This is a genomic window from Kineococcus sp. R86509 (assembly GCF_042466365.1).
Classification (GTDB): Bacteria; Actinomycetota; Actinomycetes; order Actinomycetales; family Kineococcaceae; genus Kineococcus.
In genome coordinates this window covers 2537559-2561329 of record NZ_JAXHCE010000001.1, presented here as the reverse complement: position 1 = coordinate 2561329, position 23771 = coordinate 2537559, and the positions used below count along the sequence as shown (strand labels likewise).

29 protein-coding genes and 1 pseudogene are annotated in these 23771 nt (G+C 72.8%); 12 read left to right on the top strand and 18 right to left on the bottom strand.

Translation table 11 applies throughout. The features are described from left to right. Positions 1–2: 2 nt before the first annotated feature. From SJY07_RS12500 to SJY07_RS12485, 4 genes are all read right to left on the bottom strand, one after another. Positions 3–650: a response regulator transcription factor gene (locus SJY07_RS12500; protein ID WP_328293915.1), complete on the bottom strand. Its 648-nt coding sequence runs from the start codon at positions 648–650 to the stop codon at positions 3–5. Beyond that, positions 647–2041: a sensor histidine kinase gene (locus tag SJY07_RS12495; protein WP_380159477.1), complete on the bottom strand. Its 1395-nt coding sequence runs from the start codon at positions 2039–2041 to the stop codon at positions 647–649. Before SJY07_RS12495 ends, SJY07_RS12500 begins: the two co-directional genes overlap by 4 nt. Before the next feature lie 85 nt (positions 2042–2126). Next, a complete protein-coding gene (locus tag SJY07_RS12490; RefSeq protein WP_380159475.1) occupies positions 2127–2672 on the bottom strand; it encodes a hypothetical protein in 546 nt (181 codons plus the stop codon). Positions 2673–2730: 58 nt separating this feature from the next. Then, a complete protein-coding gene (locus SJY07_RS12485) occupies positions 2731–3303 on the bottom strand; it encodes a helix-turn-helix domain-containing protein (protein WP_380159473.1) in 573 nt (190 codons plus the stop codon). A 53-nt stretch (positions 3304–3356) separates the two neighbouring features. On the opposite strand from SJY07_RS12485, the gene SJY07_RS12480 reads away from it, so the two are divergent. The 4 genes from SJY07_RS12480 to SJY07_RS12465 all read left to right on the top strand — a co-directional run bounded on the left by SJY07_RS12480 (position 3357) and on the right by SJY07_RS12465 (position 7208). After that, positions 3357–4724 carry an NtaA/DmoA family FMN-dependent monooxygenase gene (locus tag SJY07_RS12480; protein WP_380159471.1) on the top strand — a complete coding sequence of 456 codons (1368 nt, stop codon included), beginning with the start codon at positions 3357–3359 and terminating at the stop codon, positions 4722–4724. Positions 4725–4801: 77 nt separating this feature from the next. Continuing rightward, entirely contained in the window at positions 4802–5734 is a 933-nt protein-coding gene (locus tag SJY07_RS12475; RefSeq protein ID WP_328293920.1) for a helix-turn-helix transcriptional regulator, read from the top strand. 45 nt (positions 5735–5779) lie between these two features. Continuing rightward, positions 5780–6667, top strand: a complete 888-nt coding sequence (locus SJY07_RS12470) for an aldo/keto reductase (RefSeq protein ID WP_380159468.1) — start codon at positions 5780–5782, stop codon at positions 6665–6667. A gap of 70 nt (positions 6668–6737) precedes the next feature. Next, positions 6738–7208, top strand: a complete 471-nt coding sequence (locus SJY07_RS12465; RefSeq protein ID WP_380159466.1) for an NUDIX domain-containing protein — start codon at positions 6738–6740, stop codon at positions 7206–7208. Positions 7209–7232: 24 nt separating this feature from the next. Here the strand turns inward: SJY07_RS12465 and SJY07_RS12460 are convergent, their stop codons facing one another. The 4 genes from SJY07_RS12460 to SJY07_RS12445 form a co-directional block, all read right to left on the bottom strand. Further along, complete coding sequence (locus SJY07_RS12460; protein WP_380159464.1) at positions 7233–7727, bottom strand: hypothetical protein; 495 nt, start codon at positions 7725–7727, stop codon at positions 7233–7235. A 4-nt stretch (positions 7728–7731) separates the two neighbouring features. After that, a complete protein-coding gene (locus tag SJY07_RS12455; RefSeq protein ID WP_328293924.1) occupies positions 7732–8142 on the bottom strand; it encodes a GNAT family N-acetyltransferase in 411 nt (136 codons plus the stop codon). Between the two features lie 213 nt (positions 8143–8355). Further along, a complete protein-coding gene (locus SJY07_RS12450; RefSeq protein WP_380159462.1) occupies positions 8356–9081 on the bottom strand; it encodes an endonuclease/exonuclease/phosphatase family protein in 726 nt (241 codons plus the stop codon). A 20-nt stretch (positions 9082–9101) separates the two neighbouring features. Next, positions 9102–9566, bottom strand: coding sequence for a MarR family winged helix-turn-helix transcriptional regulator (locus SJY07_RS12445; protein ID WP_380162303.1), 465 nt, complete (start codon positions 9564–9566; stop codon positions 9102–9104). A gap of 89 nt (positions 9567–9655) precedes the next feature. On the opposite strand from SJY07_RS12445, the gene SJY07_RS12440 reads away from it, so the two are divergent. Genes SJY07_RS12440 through ribD form a run of 3 tightly spaced genes read left to right on the top strand, consistent with a single transcriptional unit; the run spans position 9656 to position 12171 of the window. Beyond that, the gene (locus SJY07_RS12440; protein ID WP_328296243.1) at positions 9656–10522 is read left to right on the top strand and encodes a class III extradiol ring-cleavage dioxygenase; all 867 of its coding nucleotides are present in this window, start codon (positions 9656–9658) and stop codon (positions 10520–10522) included. 15 nt (positions 10523–10537) lie between these two features. Then, positions 10538–11155, top strand: a complete 618-nt coding sequence (ribA, locus tag SJY07_RS12435) for a GTP cyclohydrolase II (RefSeq protein WP_328293926.1) — start codon at positions 10538–10540, stop codon at positions 11153–11155. Next, complete coding sequence (ribD, locus tag SJY07_RS12430) at positions 11155–12171, top strand: bifunctional diaminohydroxyphosphoribosylaminopyrimidine deaminase/5-amino-6-(5-phosphoribosylamino)uracil reductase RibD (protein ID WP_380159460.1); 1017 nt, start codon at positions 11155–11157, stop codon at positions 12169–12171. Before ribA ends, ribD begins: the two co-directional genes overlap by 1 nt. On the opposite strand, the gene SJY07_RS12425 is transcribed toward ribD, so the two are convergent. After that, positions 12143–13069: a LysR substrate-binding domain-containing protein gene (locus SJY07_RS12425; protein ID WP_380159458.1), complete on the bottom strand. Its 927-nt coding sequence runs from the start codon at positions 13067–13069 to the stop codon at positions 12143–12145. The two genes, ribD and SJY07_RS12425, sit on opposite strands and share 29 nt — an antisense overlap. A gap of 72 nt (positions 13070–13141) precedes the next feature. Here SJY07_RS12425 and SJY07_RS12420 point away from each other — a divergent pair, with 72 nt between their 5' ends. Both SJY07_RS12420 and SJY07_RS12415 read left to right on the top strand, forming a co-directional pair. Further along, the gene (locus SJY07_RS12420; RefSeq protein ID WP_328293929.1) at positions 13142–14059 is read left to right on the top strand and encodes an EamA family transporter; all 918 of its coding nucleotides are present in this window, start codon (positions 13142–13144) and stop codon (positions 14057–14059) included. 118 nt (positions 14060–14177) lie between these two features. After that, positions 14178–14783 carry a CAP domain-containing protein gene (locus tag SJY07_RS12415; RefSeq protein ID WP_380159455.1) on the top strand — a complete coding sequence of 202 codons (606 nt, stop codon included), beginning with the start codon at positions 14178–14180 and terminating at the stop codon, positions 14781–14783. Between the two features lie 48 nt (positions 14784–14831). On the opposite strand, the gene SJY07_RS12410 is transcribed toward SJY07_RS12415, so the two are convergent. The 5 genes from SJY07_RS12410 to SJY07_RS12390 all read right to left on the bottom strand — a co-directional run bounded on the left by SJY07_RS12410 (position 14832) and on the right by SJY07_RS12390 (position 20372). After that, entirely contained in the window at positions 14832–16361 is a 1530-nt protein-coding gene (locus tag SJY07_RS12410) for a glucoamylase family protein (RefSeq protein ID WP_380159453.1), read from the bottom strand. A 79-nt stretch (positions 16362–16440) separates the two neighbouring features. Further along, a complete protein-coding gene (locus SJY07_RS12405; protein ID WP_380159451.1) occupies positions 16441–17880 on the bottom strand; it encodes an amidase in 1440 nt (479 codons plus the stop codon). Between the two features lie 75 nt (positions 17881–17955). After that, positions 17956–18543 (bottom strand): TetR/AcrR family transcriptional regulator, encoded by a 588-nt coding sequence (locus tag SJY07_RS12400; RefSeq protein ID WP_380159449.1) that lies wholly within the window; start codon positions 18541–18543, stop codon positions 17956–17958. 73 nt (positions 18544–18616) lie between these two features. Further along, positions 18617–19435: a class I SAM-dependent methyltransferase gene (locus tag SJY07_RS12395; protein WP_380159447.1), complete on the bottom strand. Its 819-nt coding sequence runs from the start codon at positions 19433–19435 to the stop codon at positions 18617–18619. Positions 19436–19466: 31 nt separating this feature from the next. Further along, on the bottom strand, positions 19467–20372 hold the full coding sequence (locus SJY07_RS12390) for a DMT family transporter (protein ID WP_380159445.1): 906 nt from the start codon (positions 20370–20372) through the stop codon (positions 19467–19469). 63 nt (positions 20373–20435) lie between these two features. On the opposite strand from SJY07_RS12390, the gene SJY07_RS12385 reads away from it, so the two are divergent. Next, positions 20436–20990, top strand: coding sequence for a TetR/AcrR family transcriptional regulator (locus SJY07_RS12385; RefSeq protein ID WP_380159443.1), 555 nt, complete (start codon positions 20436–20438; stop codon positions 20988–20990). Here the strand turns inward: SJY07_RS12385 and SJY07_RS12380 are convergent. Further along, a complete protein-coding gene (locus SJY07_RS12380; protein ID WP_328293951.1) occupies positions 20987–21232 on the bottom strand; it encodes a hypothetical protein in 246 nt (81 codons plus the stop codon). The two genes, SJY07_RS12385 and SJY07_RS12380, sit on opposite strands and share 4 nt — an antisense overlap. Positions 21233–21366: 134 nt before the next feature. Here SJY07_RS12380 and SJY07_RS12375 point away from each other — a divergent pair, with 134 nt between their 5' ends. Continuing rightward, positions 21367–21672: an antibiotic biosynthesis monooxygenase family protein gene (locus SJY07_RS12375; protein WP_380162300.1), complete on the top strand. Its 306-nt coding sequence runs from the start codon at positions 21367–21369 to the stop codon at positions 21670–21672. Here the strand turns inward: SJY07_RS12375 and SJY07_RS12370 are convergent. After that, positions 21648–22307 (bottom strand): hypothetical protein, encoded by a 660-nt coding sequence (locus tag SJY07_RS12370; RefSeq protein ID WP_380159441.1) that lies wholly within the window; start codon positions 22305–22307, stop codon positions 21648–21650. The two genes, SJY07_RS12375 and SJY07_RS12370, sit on opposite strands and share 25 nt — an antisense overlap. Positions 22308–22368: 61 nt before the next feature. Between SJY07_RS12370 and SJY07_RS12365 the strand changes: the two genes are divergently transcribed. After that, complete coding sequence (locus SJY07_RS12365) at positions 22369–23205, top strand: UDP-N-acetylglucosamine-peptide N-acetylglucosaminyltransferase (protein WP_380159439.1); 837 nt, start codon at positions 22369–22371, stop codon at positions 23203–23205. A 1-nt stretch (position 23206) separates the two neighbouring features. Here SJY07_RS12365 and SJY07_RS12360 read toward each other — a convergent pair whose 3' ends face one another. Both SJY07_RS12360 and SJY07_RS12355 read right to left on the bottom strand, forming a co-directional pair. Further along, entirely contained in the window at positions 23207–23416 is a 210-nt protein-coding gene (locus tag SJY07_RS12360; RefSeq protein WP_328293954.1) for a hypothetical protein, read from the bottom strand. Continuing rightward, a pseudogene (locus SJY07_RS12355) lies at positions 23410–23757 on the bottom strand (HAD family hydrolase); the annotation flags it as partial. The pseudogene SJY07_RS12355 and the gene SJY07_RS12360, both read right to left, overlap by 7 nt. Between the last annotated feature and the right edge of the window lie 14 nt (positions 23758–23771).

The following is a 23771-nucleotide window of genomic DNA, read 5'->3' as shown; positions in this document are numbered from 1 at the left end:
CCTCACGTCGGTCCGGGCCGGTCGAGGTGTTCCTGCGCCCACAACGCCGCGGCCGTGCGACCGCTGACCCCCAGTTCCCGCAGGACCCGGCCGACGTGGACCTTCACGGTGTGCTCGCTGATCCCCAGGCTCCGGGCGATCTGCTTGTTGGCCAAACCCTGGGCGATGAGGCGCAGCACGTCCCGTTCGCGCTCGCTCAGACCGGCGCCGAGGGGGGCGGCCGCCGGCCGTGCCGGCGCCGACCCCGGTAGCAGGGCCCGGGCCACCCTCGGGTCGAGCGGTGCGTGTCCGGCGGCGGCGGCGCGCACCCCGGCCAGGACGTCGCGCGGCTCGCTGTCCTTGAGCAGGTACCCCACGGCCCCGGCGGCCAGCGCCTGCTGCACCTGCGACTGGTCGATGAAGGACGTCAGGACCACCACGGCGGTGGTGGGAACTGCCGCCAGCACCGCGGTCGTCGCGGCGACCCCGTCCATCACGGGCATGGACAGGTCCATCAGGACGACGTCGGGTTCCGCCTCGCTCGCGCGCCGGACCGCCTCCGCCCCGTCGGCGGCTTCCGCGACGACGTCGATGTCGTCGGCGGCCTGCAACAGGGCGGCCAGCCCGGCCCGCACGAGACGGTGGTCGTCGACCACGAGGACACGGATCACGAGCGGGGAACCTCCAGGAGCCACCGGGTACCGGACCCGGGTGCGGTGGACAGGAACAGGTGCGCGCCGCCGTCCCGGGCGAGGTCGGGCAGCAGGCGCAGCCCGAAGTGCCCGTGTTCCGCGGCCTCCTGCGCCACCGTCGAGTCGAAACCCGCCCCGTCGTCGACGACCTCCAGCTGCACCGACCGCTCGTCGTAGCGCAGGTGGACGGCGAGGCTGCGCGCATCGGCGTGCGCCACGGCGTTGCGGACGGTCTCCTGGGCCACCTGGAACACGAGGCGCTCACCGGTGGTGTCGAGACCGCTCTCCTCGCCCGGACCGGGCAGGCGCAGGTCCAGCGTCAGGCCGTGCGAGCGCGCCGCGCCGGCCAGGTCCCCCACGGCGGTGGCCAACCCGGCGCTGCTCAGGCTCGGCGGGTAGATGTCGACCAGCAGCGACCGGAGGCCGGCGATGCTGCCGCGGACCGTGGCGGCCGCCTGCTCCAACCGGTGCGCCATCGGGGTCGCCCGGTCCCGTTCGGCCTCCTGGGCGGCGGCGGCCACCGAGTAGGACGCCGCCACGAGTTCCTGCACGACACCGTCGTGCAGCCTGGCGGCGATCCGCTGGCGTTCACGGGCCGAGGCGTCCACGGCGTCCTGGAGCAGGGCTTCGCGCTGGTCCTGGCTGCGGCGCAGCCGGTCCAGCAGCGCCCAGATCACGGGGACCAGCAGGACGACCAGCAGCAGCAGGCTCGACGCGAGGAGACCGGCGAAACTGCTCCACAACTGACCGGTGCGGTTGCTCACCTGCGAGTAGCGCGTGTACGTCTCGAAGAGCAACGGTTGCCCCGAGGGGGTCCAGACCGGGCGGTACACCTCCAGGAGCTTCCCCTGGTCCCGTTCGAGCTCGTTCTCGGGGCGGGTCAGGTCCGTGACCTCCGCCTCCAGGCGCGGGCTGTCCAGAGCCTCGAGCTCCTCCGCCTCCAACGGGTAGGAACGTCCGACGAGGCGGTCCTCGTCGGAGTACACGATGCGACCGTCGGAGGTCCACAACTTCACCCGCACGAGCGCTGCGGAGCTCAGCACGCGGTCGCCGACGCCGTCGCGCACCCGCGCTCGTGCCGCTGCGGCGGCGACCGGGTCGGCGGAGAGCAGGTCGTCGTCCAGGGCGCCCTGGACGACCGATTCGGCCAGGAGGTCGCTGACCTGGGCCGCGGCGCTGACCGCCTCGCGTTCCGCGATCTGACGGGCCAGCAGCAGGCTGGCCCCGACGACGGCCACGATGACGACGACGACCGCGGCGCCGACCTGCAGCAGCAGTCGTCGGCGACTGGGCCCGTCGGTCGCCGCGGCCCGTCGGGTGCCGTCGGCCAGCACCCGCCACGGCGGTGACGGGGTGACGTCTCGAACCACTGGATCCTCTCCTGACCGCTCCCGCCCATGGTCTCCTGCTGCGCCGCTGCCGGTCAGCGGAACGGGCGGAGTCCCCGCCTCCGGCCTAGTGGTGGTCGTCACCGCCGCCGCGGCCGCTCCGGTCGTCCCGGCCCCCGTGATCGCCGTCGTGCCCGGTCCGGTCCTCACGACCGCGCCCGTGACCGCCGTGGTCGTCGCCCGTCGTGGGTCGCGCCGTCGCCGTCGCTGCGCCGGAGGGGGTGGTGCGGTGGTCGGCCGGGGTGCCGTCGTCGCGGCCCTGACCGCCGCGTCGACCGCCCCGGTCGTCGCCGGGTTCGGCGTTGCGCGACGGCTGCGGGGTCACCGCCGGCGTCGACGTGGTGGGGATGCTCGTCGGGGAGGTGCCCGGGGTGGTGGCGTCGTCGCCGCCACGTCCCCGGCCGCCGTGGTCGTCGCCGGGCTCCGCGCCACGACTCGGTGCGGTGGCCGGAACGTTCGGGGAGGAGGTGCTCGGGGAGGTGCTCGGGGAAGAGGTCGCGGTGGGGACCTCGAGGGGCACGCTGTGGCTGAGCGCGGGGTTGCCGGTCAGGCCGATGACGGCGGGCACGAGGGCAGCACCTGCGGCGGTGGCCACGATGAGGAGGCGTCGCACGGGGTTTCCTTTCGTCGGTGGGACCTCCATTGGCGCTCGTGGCCGGTACGACCCGCAATCAGCTCTCCGAGCTACTACCTCCCGCGCCGTGCGAGGTGTGGTCGTCGCACACCAGCAGGACCCTCGCCGGGGTCGAGTCCTCGTTGCGCCAGCGGTGCGCACGGCTCGGGTCGATGGTCAGCGAGTCGCCGACGGGAACGCGGACTGCGCGCCGGCCCCGGCGCAGGCACTGCACCGCGCCCTCGAGCACGACGGCGACCTCCTCTCCCGGGTGGGTGAAGAACTCCTCGTCGCCACCGCCGGGCGGGACGCGGAGTTCGTAGACGTGCAGCGAGCGACCGGGGCCACCGGCGAGCAGTCGGATCGTGGTGGCGCCCGGGTCGCCCGGCATCTCCAGACCCCCCGAGGGGGCGGTGTCGGGGATCGTCGGCAGCAGCGCCGACGGGGGGATCTCGAAGGCCGCGGCCAGGTCGTACAACGTGGGGATGCTCGGCAGTTGGTCCCCGCGTTCGAGCTTGGTGATGAAGGGCTGCGACACCCCGGCACGACGGGCGAGTTCACGCATCGACCACCCCTTGGCGGTGCGGTGCGCGCGCACGGCGGCACCCACCTGACCCTGCGGTCCCTCCACGAGATCCTCCGTCCGCAACACGTTCGTAATAACCACTGGTTATCGTAGGCGACGTGACCAAGCAGATCGTCCTCGGGGCCTTCGAGGAGTTCACCCCCAACTTCATCAGCAACGCGTGGAGCCACGAGCTCAGCGACACGTCCGGTTTCGCGACCCTGCCCTACTGGCAGGAGATGGCGCGGGAACTCGACGAGGGCGGATTCGACTTCCTGTTCCTCGCCGAGGCCATCGGGTACCCGATGCGTGAGGACGGCAGCGTGCCCGAGGCCGTCGTCCGCGAGGCGGTGCAGATCCCCGTGCACGACCCGATGCTGCTCGTCAGCGGGCTCGCGGCGAGCACCGAGCGGCTGGGTTTCGTCGTCACGACCTCGACGACGGCCCACCACCCCAACCTCAACGCCCGCGCGTTCACCACCCTGGACCACCTGACGAACGGGCGCATCGCCTGGAACATCGTCACCTCCGACAACCAGATGGCGTTGACGCGGTTGCTCGGCTACCACGGGGTGACCCCGCACGACGAGCGGTACCGCAGGGCGACGGAGTTCCTCGAACTCTCCCTGAAGCTCTGGGAGGGCGGCTGGGAGGACGACGCCGTCGTGCACGACAAGGCCACCCGGACCTACGCCGACCCGTCGAAGGTGCACCGCATCACCCACCACGGCGAGTACTTCGACCTCGACGGGTACTTCACCGCGATCCCCTCGCCACAGCGCACCCCGTTCCTGCTGCAGGCCGGCACGTCACCGGCGGGTCGTGCGTTCGCGGGGCGGTTCGCCGAGTGCGTGTTCATCCAGGACCGCGACCTGCCCAGCGCCGCGAAGAACGTCGCCGACCTGCGCGCCAAGGCCCGCGCGAACGGCCGGGACGGCGACGACCTCAAGGTGCTCGTGTCGACCTCCGTGGTCGTCGGTTCCACCGAGGAGGAGGCCGCCCGGTTGCGGGCGAGCGTCGACGCGTCCGTCTCCCGCGCGTCGGCCGCCGCGCTGTTCCTCGGGTGGAGCGGGGTCGACCTCATGGCCTTCCCCCTCGACGCCACCCTGCAGGAGGTCCAGACCGAGATCGGGCAGTCGATGCTCGGGGTGTTCCAGCGGGTCGACGCGAGTCCGACGGTCGCGGAGATCCTCGACCAGCTCACCACCACGATCCCCGGTCTGCGCATCACCGGAACCCCGGAGTCGTGCGCAGACCGGCTGCAGGAGATCGTCGAGCGGACCGACCTCGACGGTTTCCTCGTCGAGCACACCCACGGCGGGCCGGGGGCGTACCGCGCGTTCATCGAGCACGTCGTGCCGCTGCTGCGTCAGCGCGGCCTGCTGCCCGAGGAACCCCGGACGGGATCGATGCGCCGCCGGGTGCTGGGTCACGACAGCGACCGGCTACCGCCCGGGCACCCGGGGCACACCTTCCGCCCGTGGTGACCCCGCCACGGGCCCGAGGAGGCGGCGGGTACTGCCAGGGCCTCCCGCCACCGCGCGCGCGGGCCTACCGTGGGGACATGGCCAGCCCCGACCCGTCGACCGACCCCCGGCTCGCCCACCGCGCGCAGGTGCGGGAGTTCCTCAGCAGCCGCCGGGCCCGGATCACGCCGGAACGGGCGGGTCTGCCCGCCTACGGTGGCAACCGCCGGGTCGCGGGACTGCGTCGCGAGGAGGTGGCGATGCTCGCCGGGGTGTCCGTCGACTACTACGTGCGGATGGAACGCGGCGACCTCGCGGGCGCCTCCGACGGCGTCCTCGACGCCCTCGCCAACGCGTTGCAGCTCGACGAGGCCGAACGCGAACACCTCGTCGCCCTCGCGCACGCCGGGCAGATCACCGCGAAGGCCCGTCGCCGCCGGCCCGGCCCGCTCACCGTCCGCCCCGCCGTGCAGCAGGTGCTGGACGCCATCACCGCGGCCCCCGCCTGGGTGCGCAACGCACGGCACGACATCCTCGCGATGAACTTCACGGCCCGGGCGCTCTACTCCCCGGTCCTGGCCTCGCCCGAGGCCGGGGTGGCGGGGAAGCGGCCGGCGAACACCACCCGTTTCGTCTACCTCGACCCCGCGGCCCGGGACTTCTTCGTGGACTACGACCGGATCGCCCGCGACGCCGCGGCGATGCTGCGCCTGGAGGCCGGGGCGAACCCGCACGACACCGACCTCATCGCCCTCGTGGGGGAACTCTCCACCCGCAGCGAGCTGTTCCGTCAGCACTGGGCCGCCCACGACGTGAAGTTCCACCGCAGCGGGAAGAAGCGGCTGAACCACCCCGCCGTCGGGATGCTCGACCTCGACTTCGAGAGCGTGGAACTCCCGTCCGAACCGGGGCTGCGGGTCAACATCTACACCGCCGCCGCGGACACCCCGACCGCGGACGGCCTGAAACTCCTCGTCAGCTGGGCGGCGAGCCGGGAGCCCGCGGCCAGGACCGGGATCCTCGAGGGGTAACGCTGGGGCCTGTCTCCCGGGACGCCACCTGCGTAGCGTCGGAGCATGGACGCAGAACTCATCCTCAACAACGGGGTCCGCATGCCGGCCCTGGGCCTCGGTGTCTTCCAGAGTTCCGCCGAGGACACCGCGGACGCCGTCGCGACGGCCCTGGAGGTCGGCTACCGCCACATCGACACGGCCGCCGCCTACCTCAACGAACGCCAGGTGGGGGAGGGTTTCCGTCGATCCGGGCTCGCCCGCGACGAGGTGTTCCTCGAGACCAAGGTCTGGGTCACCGACTACGGGCACGACGAGACGCTGCACGCCTTCGAGAAGGCGGTCCGCAAGCTCGGCGTCGACCAGCTCGACCTGTTGATCCTGCACCAGCCGATCCCCGAACGCTTCGACCGGACGGTCGCCGCCTACCTCGCTCTCGAGGAACTCCTCGCCGACGGCCGGGTGCGTTCCATCGGGGTCAGCAACTTCACCCCGGCCCACCTCGACGCGCTGCTCGAACGGACCTCCGTGGTGCCGGCCGTGAACCAGGTCGAACTGCACCCCTACTTCGTGCAGCCGGAGCTGCAGGCCGCCGACCGCGCGCACGGCATCCTGACCCAGGCCTGGTCACCCATCGGTGGCATCACGTTCTACCCCGGCTGGGGCGAGGAACGGCGCAGCGTCCTCGCGGACCCGACGATCGCGGCGATCGCCGCCGACCACGGGAGGTCGCCCGCCCAGGTCATGCTGCGCTGGCACCTGCAGCAGGGCCGCTCGGCCATCCCGAAGTCGACGAAACCGCAGCGGATCCGGGAGAACTTCGCGGTCATCGACTTCGCCCTGTCGACCGACGAGCTGGGGCGGATCGACGCCCTGGACACCGGGGTGCGCAGCGGACCGGACCCCGACGTCGTGCGGGCCGAACGTTTCGAACGCGTCATCCCGGAGGACTGAGGGCGGGACGGGCCCGCGCCGCGCGGGGGCTCGTCGCGCGACTCCCCGGGTCCCGCGCCAGACTGATCGGATGGCGGCCACGAGGAGTGCGGGGATCTTGCTGTACCGGCACGACGCGGGCGGCGGGGTCGAACTCCTGCTCGGGCACATGGGCGGACCGTTGTGGGCGTCCAAGGACGAGCACGGCTGGTCGATCCCGAAGGGCGAGCCGAACCCCGACGAGGAACTGCTCGACGCCGCGCACCGGGAGTTCGCCGAGGAACTCGGCCGGCACCTGCCCCCGACCGACCTGGTTCCGCTGGGTGACGTGCGTCAGTCGGGCGGGAAGGTCGTGTCGATCTGGGCCGGGCCGGGGGAGTTCGACGTCGACTCGATCCGGCCCGGGACGTTCTCGATGGAGTGGCCGCCGCGCTCCGGGAGGACCGCTGAGTTCCCCGAGATCGACCGGGCCGGCTGGTTCGCCCCGGAGGTGGCGCGGCTCAAGCTGGTGAAGGGACAGGTCGTCTTCGTCGACCGGCTGCTGGAGCACCTCGGCGGCTGAGGCTCCGCCGGACGCGTCGGTGGTTCACTCGGCGAGCCGCTCCCGCACCTGCCGGAGTTCGGCGACGGCGGTGTCCACGAGGTCCTCGCTCAGCGCCCCGGTGCTCTCGATGCGGACCTCGTTGCGGCCCGGGACGGTCTCGTACACGGTGACCGTCACGGTGCCGAGGACCGGGGTCGGCGCCGGCGGGTACGTCTCGACCGTGCTCGGTCGGGAGTCGTCGTAGGTGAGCGTGAGCGTGCTGGAGTACGCGCCGCTGCGGTCGCCGAAGACGGTCGTCCCGGGGCGCTGGCGGGGTTCGCCACCCCACGGCCAGGCGCGCGTGGCCCGGTACCCGAAACCGTCCTGTTCCCCCGCCTCCCAGGTGAAGGCGAGTTCCTGGCCGGCCCGGGGTCCGTCCCCGAAGGGAACTCCGACGTGGCTGTAGTGCACCCAGCACCCGCCGGGTGTGACGGGACTGTCGATGACCCCCCACCCCTCCTCGTCGTACCACTCCCGGACGATCCCCTTGTCGGTCACGGTGTCACTCTCCTCCGGTCAGGTGCACGAGCCCGGCGTCGGTGCGGCGGAACCCGCAGGCGTCGAGGTAGAACGGGGCCAGCTCGGGGAGGTGGTCGACGTGCAACCACTCGCACCCCGCCGCGCGGGCGTGCTCCTCGGCCACGCGGACGAGGTCCCGGCCGATCCCCCGGCGCTGGTGGCTGCCCCGGGTCTTGGTGTCGAGGAGGAACGCGTGGTCCCCGCCGTCCCAGGCGACGTTCACGAACCCCACGAGCAGTCCGGACTCGTCGCGGGCGGAGACCCAGCCGAGGCTGTGGTCGCGGATGCGGGGCCACCAGCCCGCCTGCGGGTCCCCGCCGTGCGACCGGACGAGGTCGAGCACCTCCTCGTCGGCGATCGGGCCGCGCCACTGCAGGTCCGTCGTGTTCGGCACGGACCCACTCTCGTCCGTCCCGGGGCCGGTGACCACCGGTTTCCGGGCGGCCGCGGAGCCCCGTCGACGAGGCCGGCGGGCCAGGCGTGAGGTGAGGCGTCGGTGCGACAGATCGGGTGTCATGGCACCCGGATCGGCGCACCCACGGCTCACTCCACGTGGTGACATCGGTGGGTGTGCCGGGTGGGCGATGAGGCGCCCGCGCCCCGCGGGCTACCCGCGGTCGAGGAGCCGGGCCGGCACGAACGCCTTCACCCGCGACTCCACGAGCACGGGGAGGTGGTCGGAACCGGCCTGCTGCAGGGTCCGGACGCTCTCGATGTCCATGCCCTCGGAGATCGCGAAGTCGAAGTGCCCGCGGAAGCGCTTGCGCACGTAGGTGGGCAGGTCGGAGTGGGAGACCTGGAAGCCCTGCTCGCCCAGGCGACGCGAGAGCGAGCTCGCGAACCAGGGGTAGTTGAAGTCGCCGACGACGAGGGCGGAGCTGCCGTGGGCGGCGGCCCGGATGGCGCCGAGGGCCTCGGTGATCTGGTGCCGGCGCATGGAGTTCGTCGCCGAGAGGGGGGCGGTGTGGATGGAGGCGAGGGTCAGCAGGGCGCCGTCGTCGTGCAGGTCCTCGAAGCGGACGGCGAGGAGCCGCTCGTGCGCGGGGGACAGGAAGCGGTCGTGCATCGAGCGGCGCAGCGGGCGCAGTTCGTGACCGTGGGCCTGCAGCCGGTCCGGTCGGTAGTAGAGGGCCAGGCCCAGACGGTTGCGCTGGGTGGCGCCGGCCAGCACCAACGGCCCCACCGTCTCGGGCAGTCGCAGCGTGTCGCACTCCTGCAGGCACAGCGCGTCCACGTCGTGCGTGGCGGCGAGCTCGGAGAGCTCCGTCGTCGCGCGACCCTCGTGGAGGTTGTAGCTGATCGTCCGCAGTGCACGGCCCTTGGCGACTCCCACCCCTCGAACCTACCGCCGGGCTAGGAGTCGCGCGCGGCTTCCACCGATCGCAGCACCCGCTCACCGATCTCGTGGAGCTGGCTGACCTGCGCTTTCGTGAGGGCGTCGAAGACCGCGCGGCGCACCGCGTCGACGTGGCCGGGCGCGGCTTCGACGACCTTCTCCCACCCCGACTCGCTCAGGGTGGCCAGCGTGTAGCGGCCGTTGGTGGGGTCGGGACGACGACTGAGCCAGCCCTTCTTCTCGAGCCGGCCGGCGACGTGGGAGAGCCGGGAGAGCGATCCGTTGGCCATCCCGGCCAGGCACCCCATCCGCAGGGTCCGGTCCGGGGCCTCCGAGAGCGCCGACAGCACCCCGTACTCGAAGTGGGTCAGGCCGACGTCGCGCTGCAGCTGGGCGTCGAGGGCGGCGGGCAGCACGGTGAAGAGGCCGGCGAGCCGGCGCCAGGCCTGCTGCTCGGTCTCGTCGAGCCATTCGGGTTCCATCACCCTCCAGTTGTTGACGCTTGAAGTTCCTCGGTCTACTGTCGATTGAAGCATCAAGTCACCGAGAACGGGAGTCCAACGTGTCGATCATGAACCCGGCCGTACCGGGAGGTGCGTTCGACGACTTCCTGATCCGCTCGGCGGACGCCGTCCGCGCCCAGCGGTCCTGGACCCCCGACGACGGGCCGATGCCTGCCTTCTACCTCAGCCACGGGGCTCCGCCCGTGTTCGACGACCCGTTGTGGATCCGCCAGCTCTCCGACTGGGCGCTGTCCCTGCCCCGCCCGACGGGGATCCTCATCGTCAGCGCCCACTGGGAGTCCGAGCGGGCCCTGCTCAGCTCACCCGCCGCCGGCACCCCGCTCGTCTACGACTTCGGCGGGTTCCACCAGCGTTACTTCCAGATGACCTACGAGACCCCGGACGCGACGGCGCTCGCCCACCAGGTCGCGGCGCTCATGCCCGACGACGAACCCCTCCACGTCGCCGGCGGCCGCGGACTCGACCACGGTGCGTGGGTCCCGCTGAAGGTCATGTACCCCGCCGCCGACGTCCCCGTCCTGCAGCTGAGCATGCCCACCCACGACCCGGTCCGGTTGATGGCGCTGGGGGCGCGGCTGAAGCCGTTGCGGGAACAAGGAGTTCTCGTCGTCGGTTCAGGGTTCATGACCCACGGTCTGCAGTTCGCGACGCGGGAGATGTTCCTGCACAACCAGGTCCCGAACTGGTCGCGGGAGTTCGACGGCTGGGTCGCCGAAGCGCTGTCGCGCGGCGACGTCGACACCCTCGCGGACTACCACCGTGCGCCCGGCATGCCGTACGCGCACCCGACCGTCGAGCACTACACGCCGCTCTTCATCACCCTGGGCGTCGCGGCCGACCCGACCGCCGTCCCCACCACCACCATCGACGACTTCCAGATGGGTTTCGCGAAGCGATCCCTCCAGGTCGTCTGAGGCGAGGAGACCACCATGAACGACACCCAGCTCGCCGCCGTCCGCACCGCTGTGGTCGTCCCGCTGCGCTTCCCGGACGGGTACCGCACCACGGCCCGGGTCCACACCTTCACCGGTTTGGTCGACGGCAAGGAGCACCTCGCCCTCGGGCTGGGGAACTACCACGAGGGAACCCCGCTCGTCCGCCCGCACAGCGAGTGCATGACCGGCGACGTCTTCGGTTCCGAGCGGTGCGACTGCGGTCCGCAGTTGCGCGAGGCCGTGGAACGCATCGCCACCTCCGGCGGGTTCCTGCTCTACCTGCGCCAGGAGGGTCGCGGCATCGGTCTCTACGAGAAGCTCGACGCGTACGCGTTGCAGGACAGCGGACTCGACACCTACGAGGCGAACCTGGCCCTCGGTCGCGGCGAGGACGAGCGCGACTACACCGTCGCCGCGCAGATGCTCGGCGCACTCGGGGTCGACCGGGTGAACCTGCTCAGCAACAACCCCGACAAGGCCGACCAGCTCGCCGCGCACGGCATCGCGGTGGAACACCGCGTCCCGACGGGCGTCCACCTCTCGGCGGCGAACGCGAGCTACCTGCGCGCCAAGCGCGACCACACCGCGCACACCCTGGACCTGGCCGGTTGATGTCGCCCCTGGACGGGCGGTTCGTGGGACGGGCCGTGGAACTCGCGGCGAAGGGTCTGGGGACGACCAGCCCGAACCCGGTCGTCGGGTGCGTGGTCCTCGACGTCGACGGGAACGTCGTCGGCGAGGGCTGGCACGAACGGGCGGGTGGCCCGCACGCGGAGGTGAACGCGCTCGCCGCGGCCGGCGAACGCGCCCGCGGGGGAACCGCGTACGTGACGCTGGAACCCTGCAACCACACGGGTCGCACCGGCCCGTGCGCGCAGGCGCTGCTGGACGCGGGGATCGCCCGTGTCGTGTTCGCCGTCCCGGATCCCGGCGCTCTCGCCGGGGGCGGTGCCGAGCGGTTGCGCGCGGCCGGCGTGGAGGTGACCGGTGGGGTCCTCGCCGCCGAGGCGGAACGCGTCAACGAGGCCTGGCTCACGGCCACCCGTTCGCGCCGTCCGCACGTCACCTGGAAGTTCGCCGCGACCCTGGACGGGCGTTCCGCGGCCGTCGACGGGACGAGCCGCTGGATCTCCTCCGTGGAATCGCGGGAGCAGGTCCACGACCTGCGCCGCCGCGTCGACGCGATCGTCGCCGGTTCCGGGACGGTGCTGGCCGACGACCCGCACCTCACCGCGCGCGAACCCGACGGGACGTCGTCGCCGCGCCAGCCGCTGCGCGTCGTGCTCGACCGCCGCGGACGGGTGCCGGCGACGGCGAAGGTCCACGACGCGGCCGCCTCGACCCTGGTCTCCACCGCCGCGACCCCCGCGGAACTCCTCGACGACCTGCACGGCAAGGGGATCGTCTCGGTGCTGCTCGAGGGCGGTCCGACGCTGGCGGGGGCCTTCCTCGCCGCCGGGCTGGTCGACCGGGTCACGGCCTACGTCGCGCCGACGCTCCTCGGGGCGGGGTCCCACGCCCTCGCCGGGACGGCGATCACCACGATCACCGACGCGATCGGTCTCGACGTCGACGACGTCGCGCTCGTCGGCGGCGACGTCAGGGTCTCGGGCCGCCCGCGGCGCTGAGCGCCGCCTCCCGCAGGGTTCGTCGGAACGCCTGCACCGCAGGTCGCCCCGCGGCCCCGCGACGGACCCGGGTGAACAACCGTCGCGCGGGGTGACCCGGCAGGTCGACCAGACGCAGCTGCGGTCGGCGTCCGGCCCAGGCGAGGTCCGGCAGCAGCGCGACCGCGTGACCCGTCTCGACGAGGTGCACGTGCAGCAGGACGTCGGGGCTGCTGATCCGCGCGTCCGGCTCGAAACCCGCGCGCCGGCACTCCGCGAGGCTCCACAGCCCGGGCTCGGTGTCCCGGGGTTCGACGACCCACGGGGCGTCGGCCACGTCGGCGAGCCGGCGCGCCTGCGACCAGGGGCCGGTGCGGGGGAGGGCCAGCCGGAGTTCGTCCAGCAGCAGGTCCTCGTCGTCGGTGTCCCCGCCGCGCCGCTGCGGGTAGCCCGGGTACTCCTCCCCGAGGACCAGGTCGACGTCGTGCGCGGCCAGCCGGGAGAACGCCGGTTCGGGCTCCTGCTGACTCAGTTCCACGCGCAGCGCGGGGTGCTGCCGCGCCAGCAGGGTGAGGGCGGCCGGGACGAGGGCGAAGAGCACCGACTGGAAGCTCGCGACCCGCAGGGTCCCGGTCACGTCGTCGTGCAGGGCGGCGAGGTCCGCCTCGGCGCGCTCCAGCTGCGCCAGGACGGCGTCGGCGTGCCCGACCAGCACGCGGGCCGGCGCGGTGAGCGTCACGCCGCGACCGAGCTTCTCCAGCAGGACGACGCCCGCCTCGGCCTCGAGCAGGGACAGCTGCTGGGACACCGCGGACGGGCTGTAGTTCAGGGCCGCGGCGACGGCGGCGAGCGTGCCGCGGCGGTCGAGTTCGCGCAGCAGGCGCAACCGGTGCACGTCCAGCACGACGACCCCAATCATCAGGAGAACTGAACGGTACCGCCCGGAGAGGTTCGCTGGACAGGACGGTCGGAGGTCGGTGACAGTGGAGCCGTGGGTTCGGTCCTCCTCGTCCTCGGCTCCTGCACCTCGCTGCAGATCGGCGCCGCTCTCGCGGTCCACCTCTTCGCCCTCGGCGGCAGCACCGGGACGACGTTCCTGCGGCTCGGTCTCGCGGCGCTCGTCCTGCTCCTCGTCGTCCGCCCGCGGGTGCGCCGGTGGACCGCGGTGCAGTGGAAGGCGTCCATCGCCCTGGGACTCGCCCTGGCCGGGATGAACCTGTCGTTCTACACCGCGTTGACTCGCGTCGACCTCGGGACCGCGGTGACGATCGAGTTCCTCGGCCCGCTGACCCTCGCCGCCGTGACGAGTCGCCGCGCCCGGGACCTCGTCTGGGTGGCGCTCGCGCTCGCCGGGGTCGGCGTCCTCGGGGTCGCCGGGGAGTCGCACAGCGGCGGTCTGGACCTCGTCGGCGTCGGGTTCGCGTTGCTCGCAGGGGCGTTCTGGGCGGCTTACATCCGGACCGGCGCGCGGCTGGGGCAGGTCGTGCCGGGCCACGGCGGGCTCGCCGTGGCCACGGTGGTCGCGGCGCTGGTCCTCGCTCCGGTGGGTGTCCCCGGTGCGGTGCAGGCGGTGACCGCGCCGAACGGCTGGTGGCTGGCGCTCGGGACGGCCGTCATGGCCTCCGTCGTGCCGTACTCGCTGGAGCTCGCGGCCCTGCGCCGGATGCCGCAGCGGACGTTCGGCGTCCTGCTCAGCCTCGAACCCGTCATCGCCTCGCTGGCGGGGTGGGCGCTGCTCGGTCAGGCCGTGACGGCCGCCGGGGCGGTGGGGATCGTGCTCGTCGTCGCGGCGAGCGCCGGGGCCACCTGGAGCGCCGGGACCGCCGAGCGGCAGCGCGCCCGGGGGATCCCGGACCAGGGACGGGCGGTCCCGCACACGCCGACATCGGCCGGCTCAACGGCGGACTGAAGCGTCGACGGAGCGTCACGACGGGTCGCCCGATCGGGCTACAGGTCTCGGGGGTCACGGCCGAGGCAGTGAGGGAGCCACCCCCCGCTCGACGCCCCCTCACCGCCCGGAGGTCCCCGTGGACACCACTGCCCGCACGTCCCGCCGCCCCCGCGTCCTGGGCTTCGCCGCCCTCATCGCTGCCGTCGCCGGTGCCGTCTCGGGAGCCGGTGCCGCACAGGCGGAGACGTCGGTCACCGGTGACGGGGATTCCGCCTGGCGCTCCTACGAACTCGTGAACGCGGCCCGTGCGCAGGCCGGTCTGCCCGCCCTCGGCCTCACCGAGGAGGCGAACCGGGTCGCGACCGACTGGGCGTTCCGGATGGCCGGCGAGGCGAACCTGCACCACAACCCGGAACTGTCCTCGCAGCTGCACGGCTGGTCCCTCGTCGCCGAGAACGTCGGCGTCGGCGCCGACAGCGACCAGCTCGCGGGTGCGTTCATGGCCTCCCCGGGCCACCGCGCGAACATCCTCCGCCCAGAGGTGAGCGTCGTCGGCCTCGGTGCTGTGCGGTCCGGCGACGGTCGCCTGTGGGTCGTGCAGGTCTTCGAGGAGCCCAACGGGCAGACCCCCGTGCCGTTCCTCCAGACCGCCGCCCAGCAGCCCGCCGCCGCGCCCCTGCCCGAGCCCGCCCCCGCCGCCCCCGCCCCGCAGGTCGTCCGCGACACCCGCGACGCCCGCTGACCCCACCCGTGATCTCGCTGGGTCTCCCAGCAAGATCACGGCCGGAGGTCACGCGGCCGCTCGGCTCGCGAAGACCTCCTGGCGCATGAGGGGTTTCAGCGTTCGGGCGAAAGCGCCCTCGCTCACGTACTTCCGCAGGGAGTCACCGGCGAGGGCGTTCCCGAGCGAGGCCATGACCATCCCCTGGTCCAGGGCGAGGTGGCGGCGGGACACCCGCCCGCTGCGGACGGCGACGGCGTCCAGGAAACCCCCGTCGGCCCAGCAGTCGAAGTCCGCCTCGAGGTTGGCGAGGTTGCGCAACGCCGCGTCCGGGGCGTAGCGCAGCGCGAGGAACGAGGCGTGCGGCGTGACGACGCCGTCGCCGTACCCGGTGGGGACCGCACCGCCCGCGCGGCACCCCGCGAACGCCTGGTCCACGGTGGTGCGTTCCTCGTCGGAGGTGTAGCCGGGGCCGTCCAGGCCGAGTTGGTCGACGCCGTACTCGCGGTACCCGCCGGCCGGGTCGTTCGAGGGGGAGAAACCCCAGTACCCGTACCTCGCCTCGTCCAGGCCGTGCTCGATCTGACCCTGGACGTAGAGCGGGTGGTTCACCCCCCAGGAGCGCCTGCCCCACTTCTCCTCGGGGACGAACAACGGCACCATGAGGGCCTCGAACATCGAGCCGCCCCAGGTCGGGACGATGAGCTTCCCGCGGTAGGGGAGCGCGCCCTCGAAGACGCGCTGACCCTCGTGATCGGCCCAGAACCCCTCGGGTCGCGTCTCGGTCCAGTCGTAGTCGCAGTTCTCGTTCGAGAACGTCCGCTGGGTCCCGAAGTAGTGCGCGGCCGGGATCTGACCCGCGGCGATGCCGAGGTAGGAGGCCATCCGGGGTTCGGTGTTGAAGGCCCCGTAGTGGTGGCCGGTGTACCAGACGGGTTTCCCGCCGCGGTAGTTCCCCACGACGGCCGCGTCCTCGTGGGGGTCCTCGTCCCAGAACCCCCCGCGCAACTGCCCGCCGGGGCCGTTCTCGGCGGCGTCGTGGTAGAACCCGAAGTCCATCGGCGTCCGCAGCGCGTCGGCGGCCCGGGCGAGACGGGGTTCGGCCCGCGCGGTGAGGAGCAGGGCCATCGCGAGCCAGCCGTTGTCGACCGTGGACAGGAAGGGTTTCACGACGTCACCGCTGGCCGGCCACGTCGTGAGGACCTCGCCCGTCGTCGGGGAGTACCAGTTGTAGAACTGCCCGCTCTGCTCGTGCCGGTCCAGTCGGCGCAAGGTGTCGAGGGTCTGCGCGAGCCGTCGGCACGCCTCGCCCCGGTCGATGATCCCGGTGTCGCGGGCGGCGACGGTGCTCCAGAGGTAGGCGCCGATGTTCGTCGGCGAGGTCTGGGCACCGCGGGAGGCGGGCGACAGGTCGTCGGCGATGTCGTCGGCGGCCAGGCCGGTCGCCGGGTCGACCATGGCGGCCATCGACCGCCAGGTCGCGGCGGCGTAGCGGCGCAGCACCCGCCGCGACCCCCCACTGGCCTGGGCGGACTGCGCGGTGGCGGCACCGAGGAGGGGGGTCGCGAGGGCGGCGGTGAGCAGGGATCGGCGGTGCATCGGGAACTCCAGACGAGTCGGCGGTGACGGTCAGGATGTATGCGCTTACGCCACACCCTCCCGCTCCTCGCGGGTTCCGTCAACCCGGTGGTCCCGGGTCCTGGGTCTCGCTCAGAGGTCGGGGGTGGGAGTCCTTGACCGGGCTCACCCCTTCCAGGAGCCCGGCGACGTGCAGGACGGTCGACTCGGCGTACCGGTTGGCGGCGATCTGCACCCCGATCGGGAGGCCGTCGGAACTGGTGCCGAACCGCATCGACAGGGCGGGCATGCCGGTGATGTTGAACTGCACGGTGAACGTCTGGACGTGCGTGGCGTCGACGGTCTGCCCGTCGATGACGAACTCCGTCGCGCCGTGCTCGTGGGCCGGGATCGGCAGCACCGGCAGCAGCAGCGCGTCGAACGTCGAGAAGAACTCGGCGTAGCCGTCGCGGATCCTCTCGAAGCCCTGCTCCGCCGCGACGTAGTCCGACGTCGAGGTGTCCGGGGTGGCCAGCATGCCCGTCGACATGGTGAACATCTCGTCCTCGTGACCGGCGGTGGCCTCGGCCATGGCCGGTTTGAGTTCCATGACGTGCTGGAGGTTGAACAGGGCGAGCGGGTTGTCCTGCAGCAGGGCCGGGATCGTGACCTCGTGCACCTCGATCCCCTGGTCCGCGAGGGCCTGCGCTGCAGCGCGGACGGTGGCCGCGACCTCGGGGTCGACGGGGCCGAGCCCGGAGTCGGTGTACCAGCCCACCCGCAGGGGCCGCGTCGGAGCGTCGCCGACGCCGGTGTCTTGGCCGGCGGGTACGACGGAGGCGCCGTCGTGGCCGTCGGGTCCGTTCAGGACGCCGTAGGCCAGGGCGAGGTCGCGGACGGTGCGGGCCATGGGGCCGACGTGCCAGTCGCGTCGCGGTGCGCGGGGCCAGACCCCCGTCATCGGGACGCGCCCGTGGGTGGGCTTGAGCGCGACGATGCCGGTCTGCGCCGCCGGGCCCCGGACGGAGATCGCGAGGTCGGTGCCGAGGCCGATCGGGCTCATCCCCGCCGCGATCGCGGCGGACTCGCCGCCGCTGGAACCCCCGGCGGTGCGTTCGAGGTTCCACGGGTTGTTCGTCCGCCCGGTCAGCAGGTTGTCGCTCTCGGTGGAGTAGGAGAACTCCGGGAGGTTCGTCTTGGCGAGCAGGATCCCGCCGGCGGCCTTCATGCGGGCGACGCTCGTGGCGTCCTGCTCCGGGGTGCGCCCGCGGAAGATCGGCGACCCGCGCTGGGTCAGGACCCCCGCGGTGTCGAGGGAGTCCTTCACGGTGAACGGAACCCCGTGCAGCGGCCCGACGGGTTCGCCCGCGGCCAGGGCGTCGTCCGCGGCCTGCGCTTCGGCGAGGGCGGCGTCGTTGAGGGAGACGATGGCGTTGATCGAGGGGTTCACGGCGGCGATGCGGTCCAGGTGCGCCTGGACGACCTCGACCGAGGTCACCTCTCCGCTCCGGATCAGGGCCGCGAGTCCGGTGGCGTCGGTGTGCAGCAGGTCGGTGTTCATGGTTCTCCTCAAATTAGTAGACCGGTCGTCTAGCGGAACCGGCAGGAACTGTGACGAGTGGTCGGGTGGGGTCGATCAGAGGTGGAGCAGGGCGCGCGTGTTCGTCATGGCCCGGTCCAGGGCGTCCGGGCGGCGCTGGATCTTCGCCATCACGCTGGCCCCGACCCAGAGGTCGTAGAGGGTGGCGGCCAGGGTCGGGGCGTCGAGGTCCGCCGACAGGGTGCCGTCGGCGACGCCACCCTCGATGAGCCTCTCGATGCGCGCGACGAGGCCGGTGGTGCCGACGTCGAGCTGGACGCGCATCGTCTCGGACAGGTCGGAGACCTCCGCGGCGAGCTTCACGACCAGGCACTTGCCCTGGTAGTCGTCGAAGCTCTGGAGGTCGTAGAACCGCTGCCAGTACTCCATGACGCGGTCGGCGCCGTTCCGGGAGGCGTCGTGGAGCAGGACGTCCATGGTGGACAGGTAGTCGGTGAAGTAGCTCTTCATGAGCGCCTCACCGAACGCGTCCTTCGACGGGAAGTAGTGGTAGAACGACCCCTTCGGAACTCCCGCGCCCGTGAGGATCTCCGTCAGACCGACTGCGGCGTAACCTTTGTGGGCCATGCAATCCTGGGCCGTGTCCAGGATGAGCTGGCGGGTGTCGACCTCCGTGGCGGGCATGACCCGACTCTAGCCGCCAATAGACCGGTCGTCTAGCCCCACTTCGAGACCCCCGCCCCGGAGTTCGGGGGGCCTACCGGCGCGCCACCAGCGAGAACATCAACGGGCACTCGGGGGCGCCCCGGGGCAGTTCCCACCCCCGCGTCGTCGCGACCATCGAGGGGAACGCCTTCCACGGCATGGTGCGGTGCTCGTGGAACGCCTCGATGCGCAGCCCGGCCGCGAGAACGGCCCCGAGGACCTCGCCCAGGTCGTGCGGCCACTGGTAGGTGACGGTGTTGCGCATCCGGGTGTCGCTGGCGTACGTCACGCCGTCGTCGAACCTCCGCGGTTCACCGGCCGCGAAGTACGGTTCGCCGAGCACCAGGAGGTCGTCGGAGCGGTCGTGCTGCAGGGCGCTCAGCACCGGGTGGGCGTCGTGCACGAGGAACACCCCGCCCGGGCGCAGGAGCCGGGCGACGGCGCGGGCCCAGCTCCCGAGGTCCTCCAGCCAGGTGAGCACGCCGACGGAGGTGAGGACCACGTCGAACTCGCGGCCCAGGACGTCGGGTGCGTCCTCGTTGCGGCACTGCACGAACGTCGCCGGCGCACCCGCCCGCTCGGCCAGCCTGCCCGCCGCCTCGATCGCGGCCCCGGACAGGTCGGTGCCGACGACGCGCGCCCCGCGGCGGGCCAGGCTGATGGTGTCGGTGCCGATGTGGCACTGCAGGTGCACCACGTCCAGACCGGCGACGGTGCCACCGGGCAGGTGCGGCGCGAGGACCCGGGTCTCCACCTCGACACCCACGGCGCTGCGGTCGTCGGCGAACGCCTCGGCCCCGTAGGCCACGAGGTGGTCGGGGACACGTTCGTCCCAGTTGCGCATGTTCGTGCTGACGGCGTCCGCGGGCACGGTTCCCCCTCCTCCGAGGCGTTCACGATCGTCACGGTCGGCCCGACCGGGCAACCTGTTTCCGGCGGCGCGCCCCTCCGCCCTCGGCGGTGACGAGCCAGGTGGCGAGGAGGGCCAGCGTCAGGCCCACGATCGTCACCGCGCTGACGGGTTCGCCGAACCAGAGCGCGCCCCAGGCCGTGGTCACCGGCGGGACGAGGAACAACAGGCTGTTCACGGTCGTCATCCCGACCCGTTGCAGCAGCAGCCAGTACAGGCCGTATCCGCCGAAGGTGGGGAAGGCGACCAGCCACGCGGTGGCCACCCAGAACGCGGGTTCGGGGGGCGGGACGGCCGTTCCGCGGACCAGGGCGATCAGGCTGAACACGACGGCGGACGTCGTGCAGTGGATCGTCAGGTTGCGCCACGGGGCCGGCGGGCCCGGGCTGCGACGTTCGAGGAACGTGGCCGCGACCAGGCACGCCATCCCGGCGAAGGGCACGACGTAGGCCCACGGTGCCGCGTGCGTCCCCGGGGCGCCGGCGTCGGCCCAGGTGACGGCGCCGACGGCCACCAGTCCGAGCAGCAAGCCGACCCGCTGGCGACCGCGCAACGCCACCCCCAGCAGTGGCCCGGCGAGGGCGGCGACGACGAGGGGCTGGGTCCCGTCGACGAGGGCCGTCGTGCCGGTGCTCACGCCCAGGTCGATCGCCCAGTAGACGGTGAGCAGGTACCCCGACTGCGACAGCAGGCCGATCACGCTCTGCCGCAGCAGTTCTGTCCGGCCCGGTCGGGTCCGGTCCCGGCGCAGCGCGGTGACGAGGAGGAGGACCCCCGCGAGCGGCAGGAATCGCCAGGCCAGCACCGTCGACACGGCGTAGGCCTGGGCGCCGAGCTTCGCGCCGACGAACCCCGAGGACCAGCAGACGACGAAGAGAGCCGCGAGTCCGGTGGTCACGGCGACTCGAGGTATACCGATCGGTATAGTCATGGTCCCGAGAGTAACCCGATCGGTATAGTGATGCGCGTGGAGAACGCCATCGACTGGACCCCCAAGGCGCGCGCCGTGCTCGACGCCGCCTCGGACCTCTTCTACGCCCACGGCATCCACGCGGTCGGGGTCGAGGCGATCGCCGAACGGGCGGGGGTCACCAAGAAGACGCTCTACGACCGCTTCGGCAGCAAGGAACGACTCGTCGTCGAGTACCTCACCGCCCGCGACCAGCGGTGGCGCACGCTGCTCGCCGGGCACCTCGAGTCGGCCGGTCCCGCCCCTGCGGAACAGGTCGACGCGGTCTTCGCCGCGTCGCAGGCGTGGTCCGCGACCGACGGGCCCAAGGGCTGCGCCATGATCAACGCGCACGCCGAGATCAACGACCCCTCGCACCCGGCCTACGCGGTCATCGTGGAGCAGAAGCGGTGGATGCTGCAGCAGTTCCGGGCCGCCGTGGGCGAGGAGGACCTCGCCCGGGAACTGTTCCTGCTCCACGAGGGCGCGCTCGTGACCCACGGCGTCGGCATCCTCGACGACGTCTTCGAGCGCGCCCGGACGGCGGCCGCGGCCCTGCTCGGTTAGGCGCGACCCCGACGTTTCCGGCGGTGTTCCACGAAGGCCTGGAGGTTCTCCCGGTAGTGGTCGGCGACGGCCTGGGCCGAGGCCTCGTTGCGGTACCCGTCGTCCACGCGGATGGTCACGTAGACCTCCCACGCGCCGTCACTGCGCCGACCCAGGCGCACTTCGGTCCACTCGTCGTCGAGGTGGGGCAGCAGCATGAGTTCGGGGAAGTTCGCGGGGTTCGCCAGCAGGTCGTCCTCCATCGGCCCAGCCTGGACCCATGAGCCGCGCCGGGCCCGCAGCGACACGTCAGGCCGACCCGTCAGACGTGGTGCAGCGGCTCCTCGATCGGATCCCTCGTCGACACCCCGGCGTGGACGGAACCCCGTACGCCAGGATGGGGCCGGTGATCCTCGAACAGGCCGTCCTCAGCGTCGTCCCCGGCCGTTCCGCCGAGTTCGAGGAGGCGTTCGCCCGGGCCAAGCTGATCATCTCCGCCGTCCCCGGGTTCCAGGGGCTGACCCTGTCCTCCTGCGTGGAGCGCCCCGACACCTACCTGCTGCTGGTGCGCTGGGACACCCTGGAGGACCACACCGAAGGTTTCCGCGGCTCGGCCGGCTACCAGGAGTGGCGTTCGCTCCTGCACCACTTCTACGACCCGTTCCCCGTCGTCGAGCACTACCGCGAGGTCGCCTCCGCCTGACCGTCCGAACCGCCCGCGCGCGCCACGTCGGAGAACTCGACGGCCCCGGCCGCACGGGTCCGAGGTTCGAGGACGACGACGTCGCCCGGTCCACGCCCGGCCACCGTGGTGTCCGAGGCCACCGCCGCGAGCCCGTGGGCGAGGAGCGCGTAGCACGGGGTCGTCGCGAGCAGGGTCAGCGCCGTCTGGTGGCAGCGTGCGACGTGGGTCGGGGACGACACCAGGGTGAGGTGTCGCGCTCCGAGCGACAGGGCGGTCTCGAACCCGGCGGCCACCTCGGTCCGGGTCGTGGCGCTGGTGCGTTCGCACCGGCTGCGCTCGTGCAGCAGTTCCCCGACCCGTGCGATCGCGGCGGACGGGAGGACCCGGCGGGCGAGGTCCTCGAGCTCGTGGCGGCGGGAGCGGGCGAACTCCAGCGTGTACTCGGACTCGAGCAGGCCGTCCCGCGCCGCGGCGCCGGTGCCGAAGAGCAGGACGGGGTCGGGGTGCCCGAGGGCGAGCAGGACGGCCCGCGGGACGCGGCCGAGACGGTCCTCCGCGGGTCGGCCCCAGACGACCTCCTCCCACTGCAGCGCGTCGACGTGGTAGCCGTGGACGAGGACCACCGACGTGGCGTCCGGGGGGTTCGGTCTCACCGCCGCAGTCTCTCGCGGGGCTCGGTGCTCGACCGCGCACGGGGATCGGCAGACTGCAGGGGTGGACGAGCGGATGCGGGTGGTGCTGGCGGGCGCGGACGTCGACGCCGTCGTGGACCTCGGCTGCGACCTCGCCGACGCCGGACGGCAGGAGGACGCGCTGGTCTGCTTCGAGCGGGCGGTGGAACTCGGCGGCGACTGGGTCTGGGGCAACGTCGGCAACACGCTCCTGGAACTGGACCGACCGCTCGAGGCGGCGGAGGCGTACCGCCGGGCGGCCGCGGCGGGGGAGACCGACGCGTGGGTCCACCTCGGCCACCTGCTGGAGTCGCTGGGCGACCTCGACGGCGCGGCGGGTGCCTTCGCGGCCGCGGGCGAGAGCGGTCTGCCCGAGGGTTTCGTCGAGCTCGCCCACCTGCGGCACGACCGCGGCGACCTCCCGGGCGCCGACGCCGCGCTGACCCGCGCGGGGGAGGACCCGCAGGCGTTCGCGCTGCGCGCCTGCTGGGAGTGGGAGGCCACGCTGGACGCGCAGCTCGAACCGCGGCTGCGCGCCGGAGCCGCGGTCTCCGGGGCGGCGCGCGCGGCCCTCGCCGCGCTCCTGCTGCTGACCCGCCGGGCCGGGCAGGCCCAGCAGCAACTGGAACTCGGCGCGAAGCTCGGCCAGCGCGAGTGCTGGCTCCCGTTGGGGAACCTGCTCGCGGAGAGCGACGTCGACGCTGCGGAAGCCGCCTACACCGCGGGGATCGCGGCCGGGGACGCATACTGCCACCACAACCTCGCGTTGCTGCTGCTCGAACGGGGTGACCTGCAGCGTGCCGAGTTCCACCTCGCCGCCGGCGCCGCGGCGGGAGACGACCTGGCCCGCCGCGCACTGCGCGACCTCCCCCGGGACTGAGTCAGCGCAGGACCTCGACGTCACCGAGTTCCGCGCGGACACGGACCTCGTCACCGGCGCGGGGTCGCACGAGGTGGGCGTGCTGCGCCTGGCGCAGCAGCGGCAGGTCACGGGCGTCGTCGGTGTAGGCGTGCGCCACCGGCAACCGGATCCCCGCCCGTCGCCGAGGCCGAGTTCCCGGCAGACCGCCCGGGCGAGGGGTTGCGCGCACGCCGTGGCGACGACGACCTCGTCGCCGGCCCGCACGTGGAGCACCAGCCGCTCGAGCGCGACCTCGACCCGTCCCCGGCGGACGTGGTCCGCGGCGAACTCCTCGAAGGCGCGCTGCAGAGCGGAAGGGCTGCGGCCGAGAGTGATCGAGGTGATGAGCAGGAGTTCCGCCCGAGCCCGACCACCGCGGCGCAGCCGCGCGGAACCCCAGAGCGGGGCGGTCAGGGCGAGGGCGAGGACGCGCAACGGGTTGCGCCGCGACGACCGCGTCAGGAAACCTCCGAACGCGTCGCCCGCGACCAGCGTGCCGTCGAGGTCGAAGACGACGATCGCCCCGCCCACCGGGGTGGTGGACG

Excerpts from the sequence above, each read along its gene's own strand:
- SJY07_RS12445 (WP_380162303.1), bottom strand. The coding sequence starts at position 9,566 with ATGGAACCCGAATGGCTCGACGAGACCGAGCAGCAGGCCTGGCGCCGG.
- SJY07_RS12380 (WP_328293951.1), bottom strand. The coding sequence starts at position 21,232 with ATGGAGGACGACCTGCTGGCGAACCCCGCGAACTTCCCCGAACTCATG.
- SJY07_RS12440 (WP_328296243.1), top strand. The coding sequence starts at position 9,656 with ATGAACCCGGCCGTACCGGGAGGTGCGTTCGACGACTTCCTGATCCGC.
- SJY07_RS12470 (WP_380159468.1), top strand. The coding sequence starts at position 5,780 with ATGGACGCAGAACTCATCCTCAACAACGGGGTCCGCATGCCGGCCCTG.
- SJY07_RS12405 (WP_380159451.1), bottom strand. The coding sequence starts at position 17,880 with ATGAACACCGACCTGCTGCACACCGACGCCACCGGACTCGCGGCCCTG.
- SJY07_RS12465 (WP_380159466.1), top strand. The coding sequence starts at position 6,738 with ATGGCGGCCACGAGGAGTGCGGGGATCTTGCTGTACCGGCACGACGCG.
- SJY07_RS12375 (WP_380162300.1), top strand. The coding sequence starts at position 21,367 with ATGGGGCCGGTGATCCTCGAACAGGCCGTCCTCAGCGTCGTCCCCGGC.
- SJY07_RS12385 (WP_380159443.1), top strand. The coding sequence starts at position 20,436 with ATGCGCGTGGAGAACGCCATCGACTGGACCCCCAAGGCGCGCGCCGTG.
- SJY07_RS12410 (WP_380159453.1), bottom strand. The coding sequence starts at position 16,361 with ATGCACCGCCGATCCCTGCTCACCGCCGCCCTCGCGACCCCCCTCCTC.
- SJY07_RS12475 (WP_328293920.1), top strand. The coding sequence starts at position 4,802 with ATGGCCAGCCCCGACCCGTCGACCGACCCCCGGCTCGCCCACCGCGCG.
- ribD (WP_380159460.1), top strand. The coding sequence starts at position 11,155 with ATGTCGCCCCTGGACGGGCGGTTCGTGGGACGGGCCGTGGAACTCGCG.
- SJY07_RS12400 (WP_380159449.1), bottom strand. The coding sequence starts at position 18,543 with ATGCCCGCCACGGAGGTCGACACCCGCCAGCTCATCCTGGACACGGCC.
- ribA (WP_328293926.1), top strand. The coding sequence starts at position 10,538 with ATGAACGACACCCAGCTCGCCGCCGTCCGCACCGCTGTGGTCGTCCCG.
- SJY07_RS12425 (WP_380159458.1), bottom strand. The coding sequence starts at position 13,069 with ATGATTGGGGTCGTCGTGCTGGACGTGCACCGGTTGCGCCTGCTGCGC.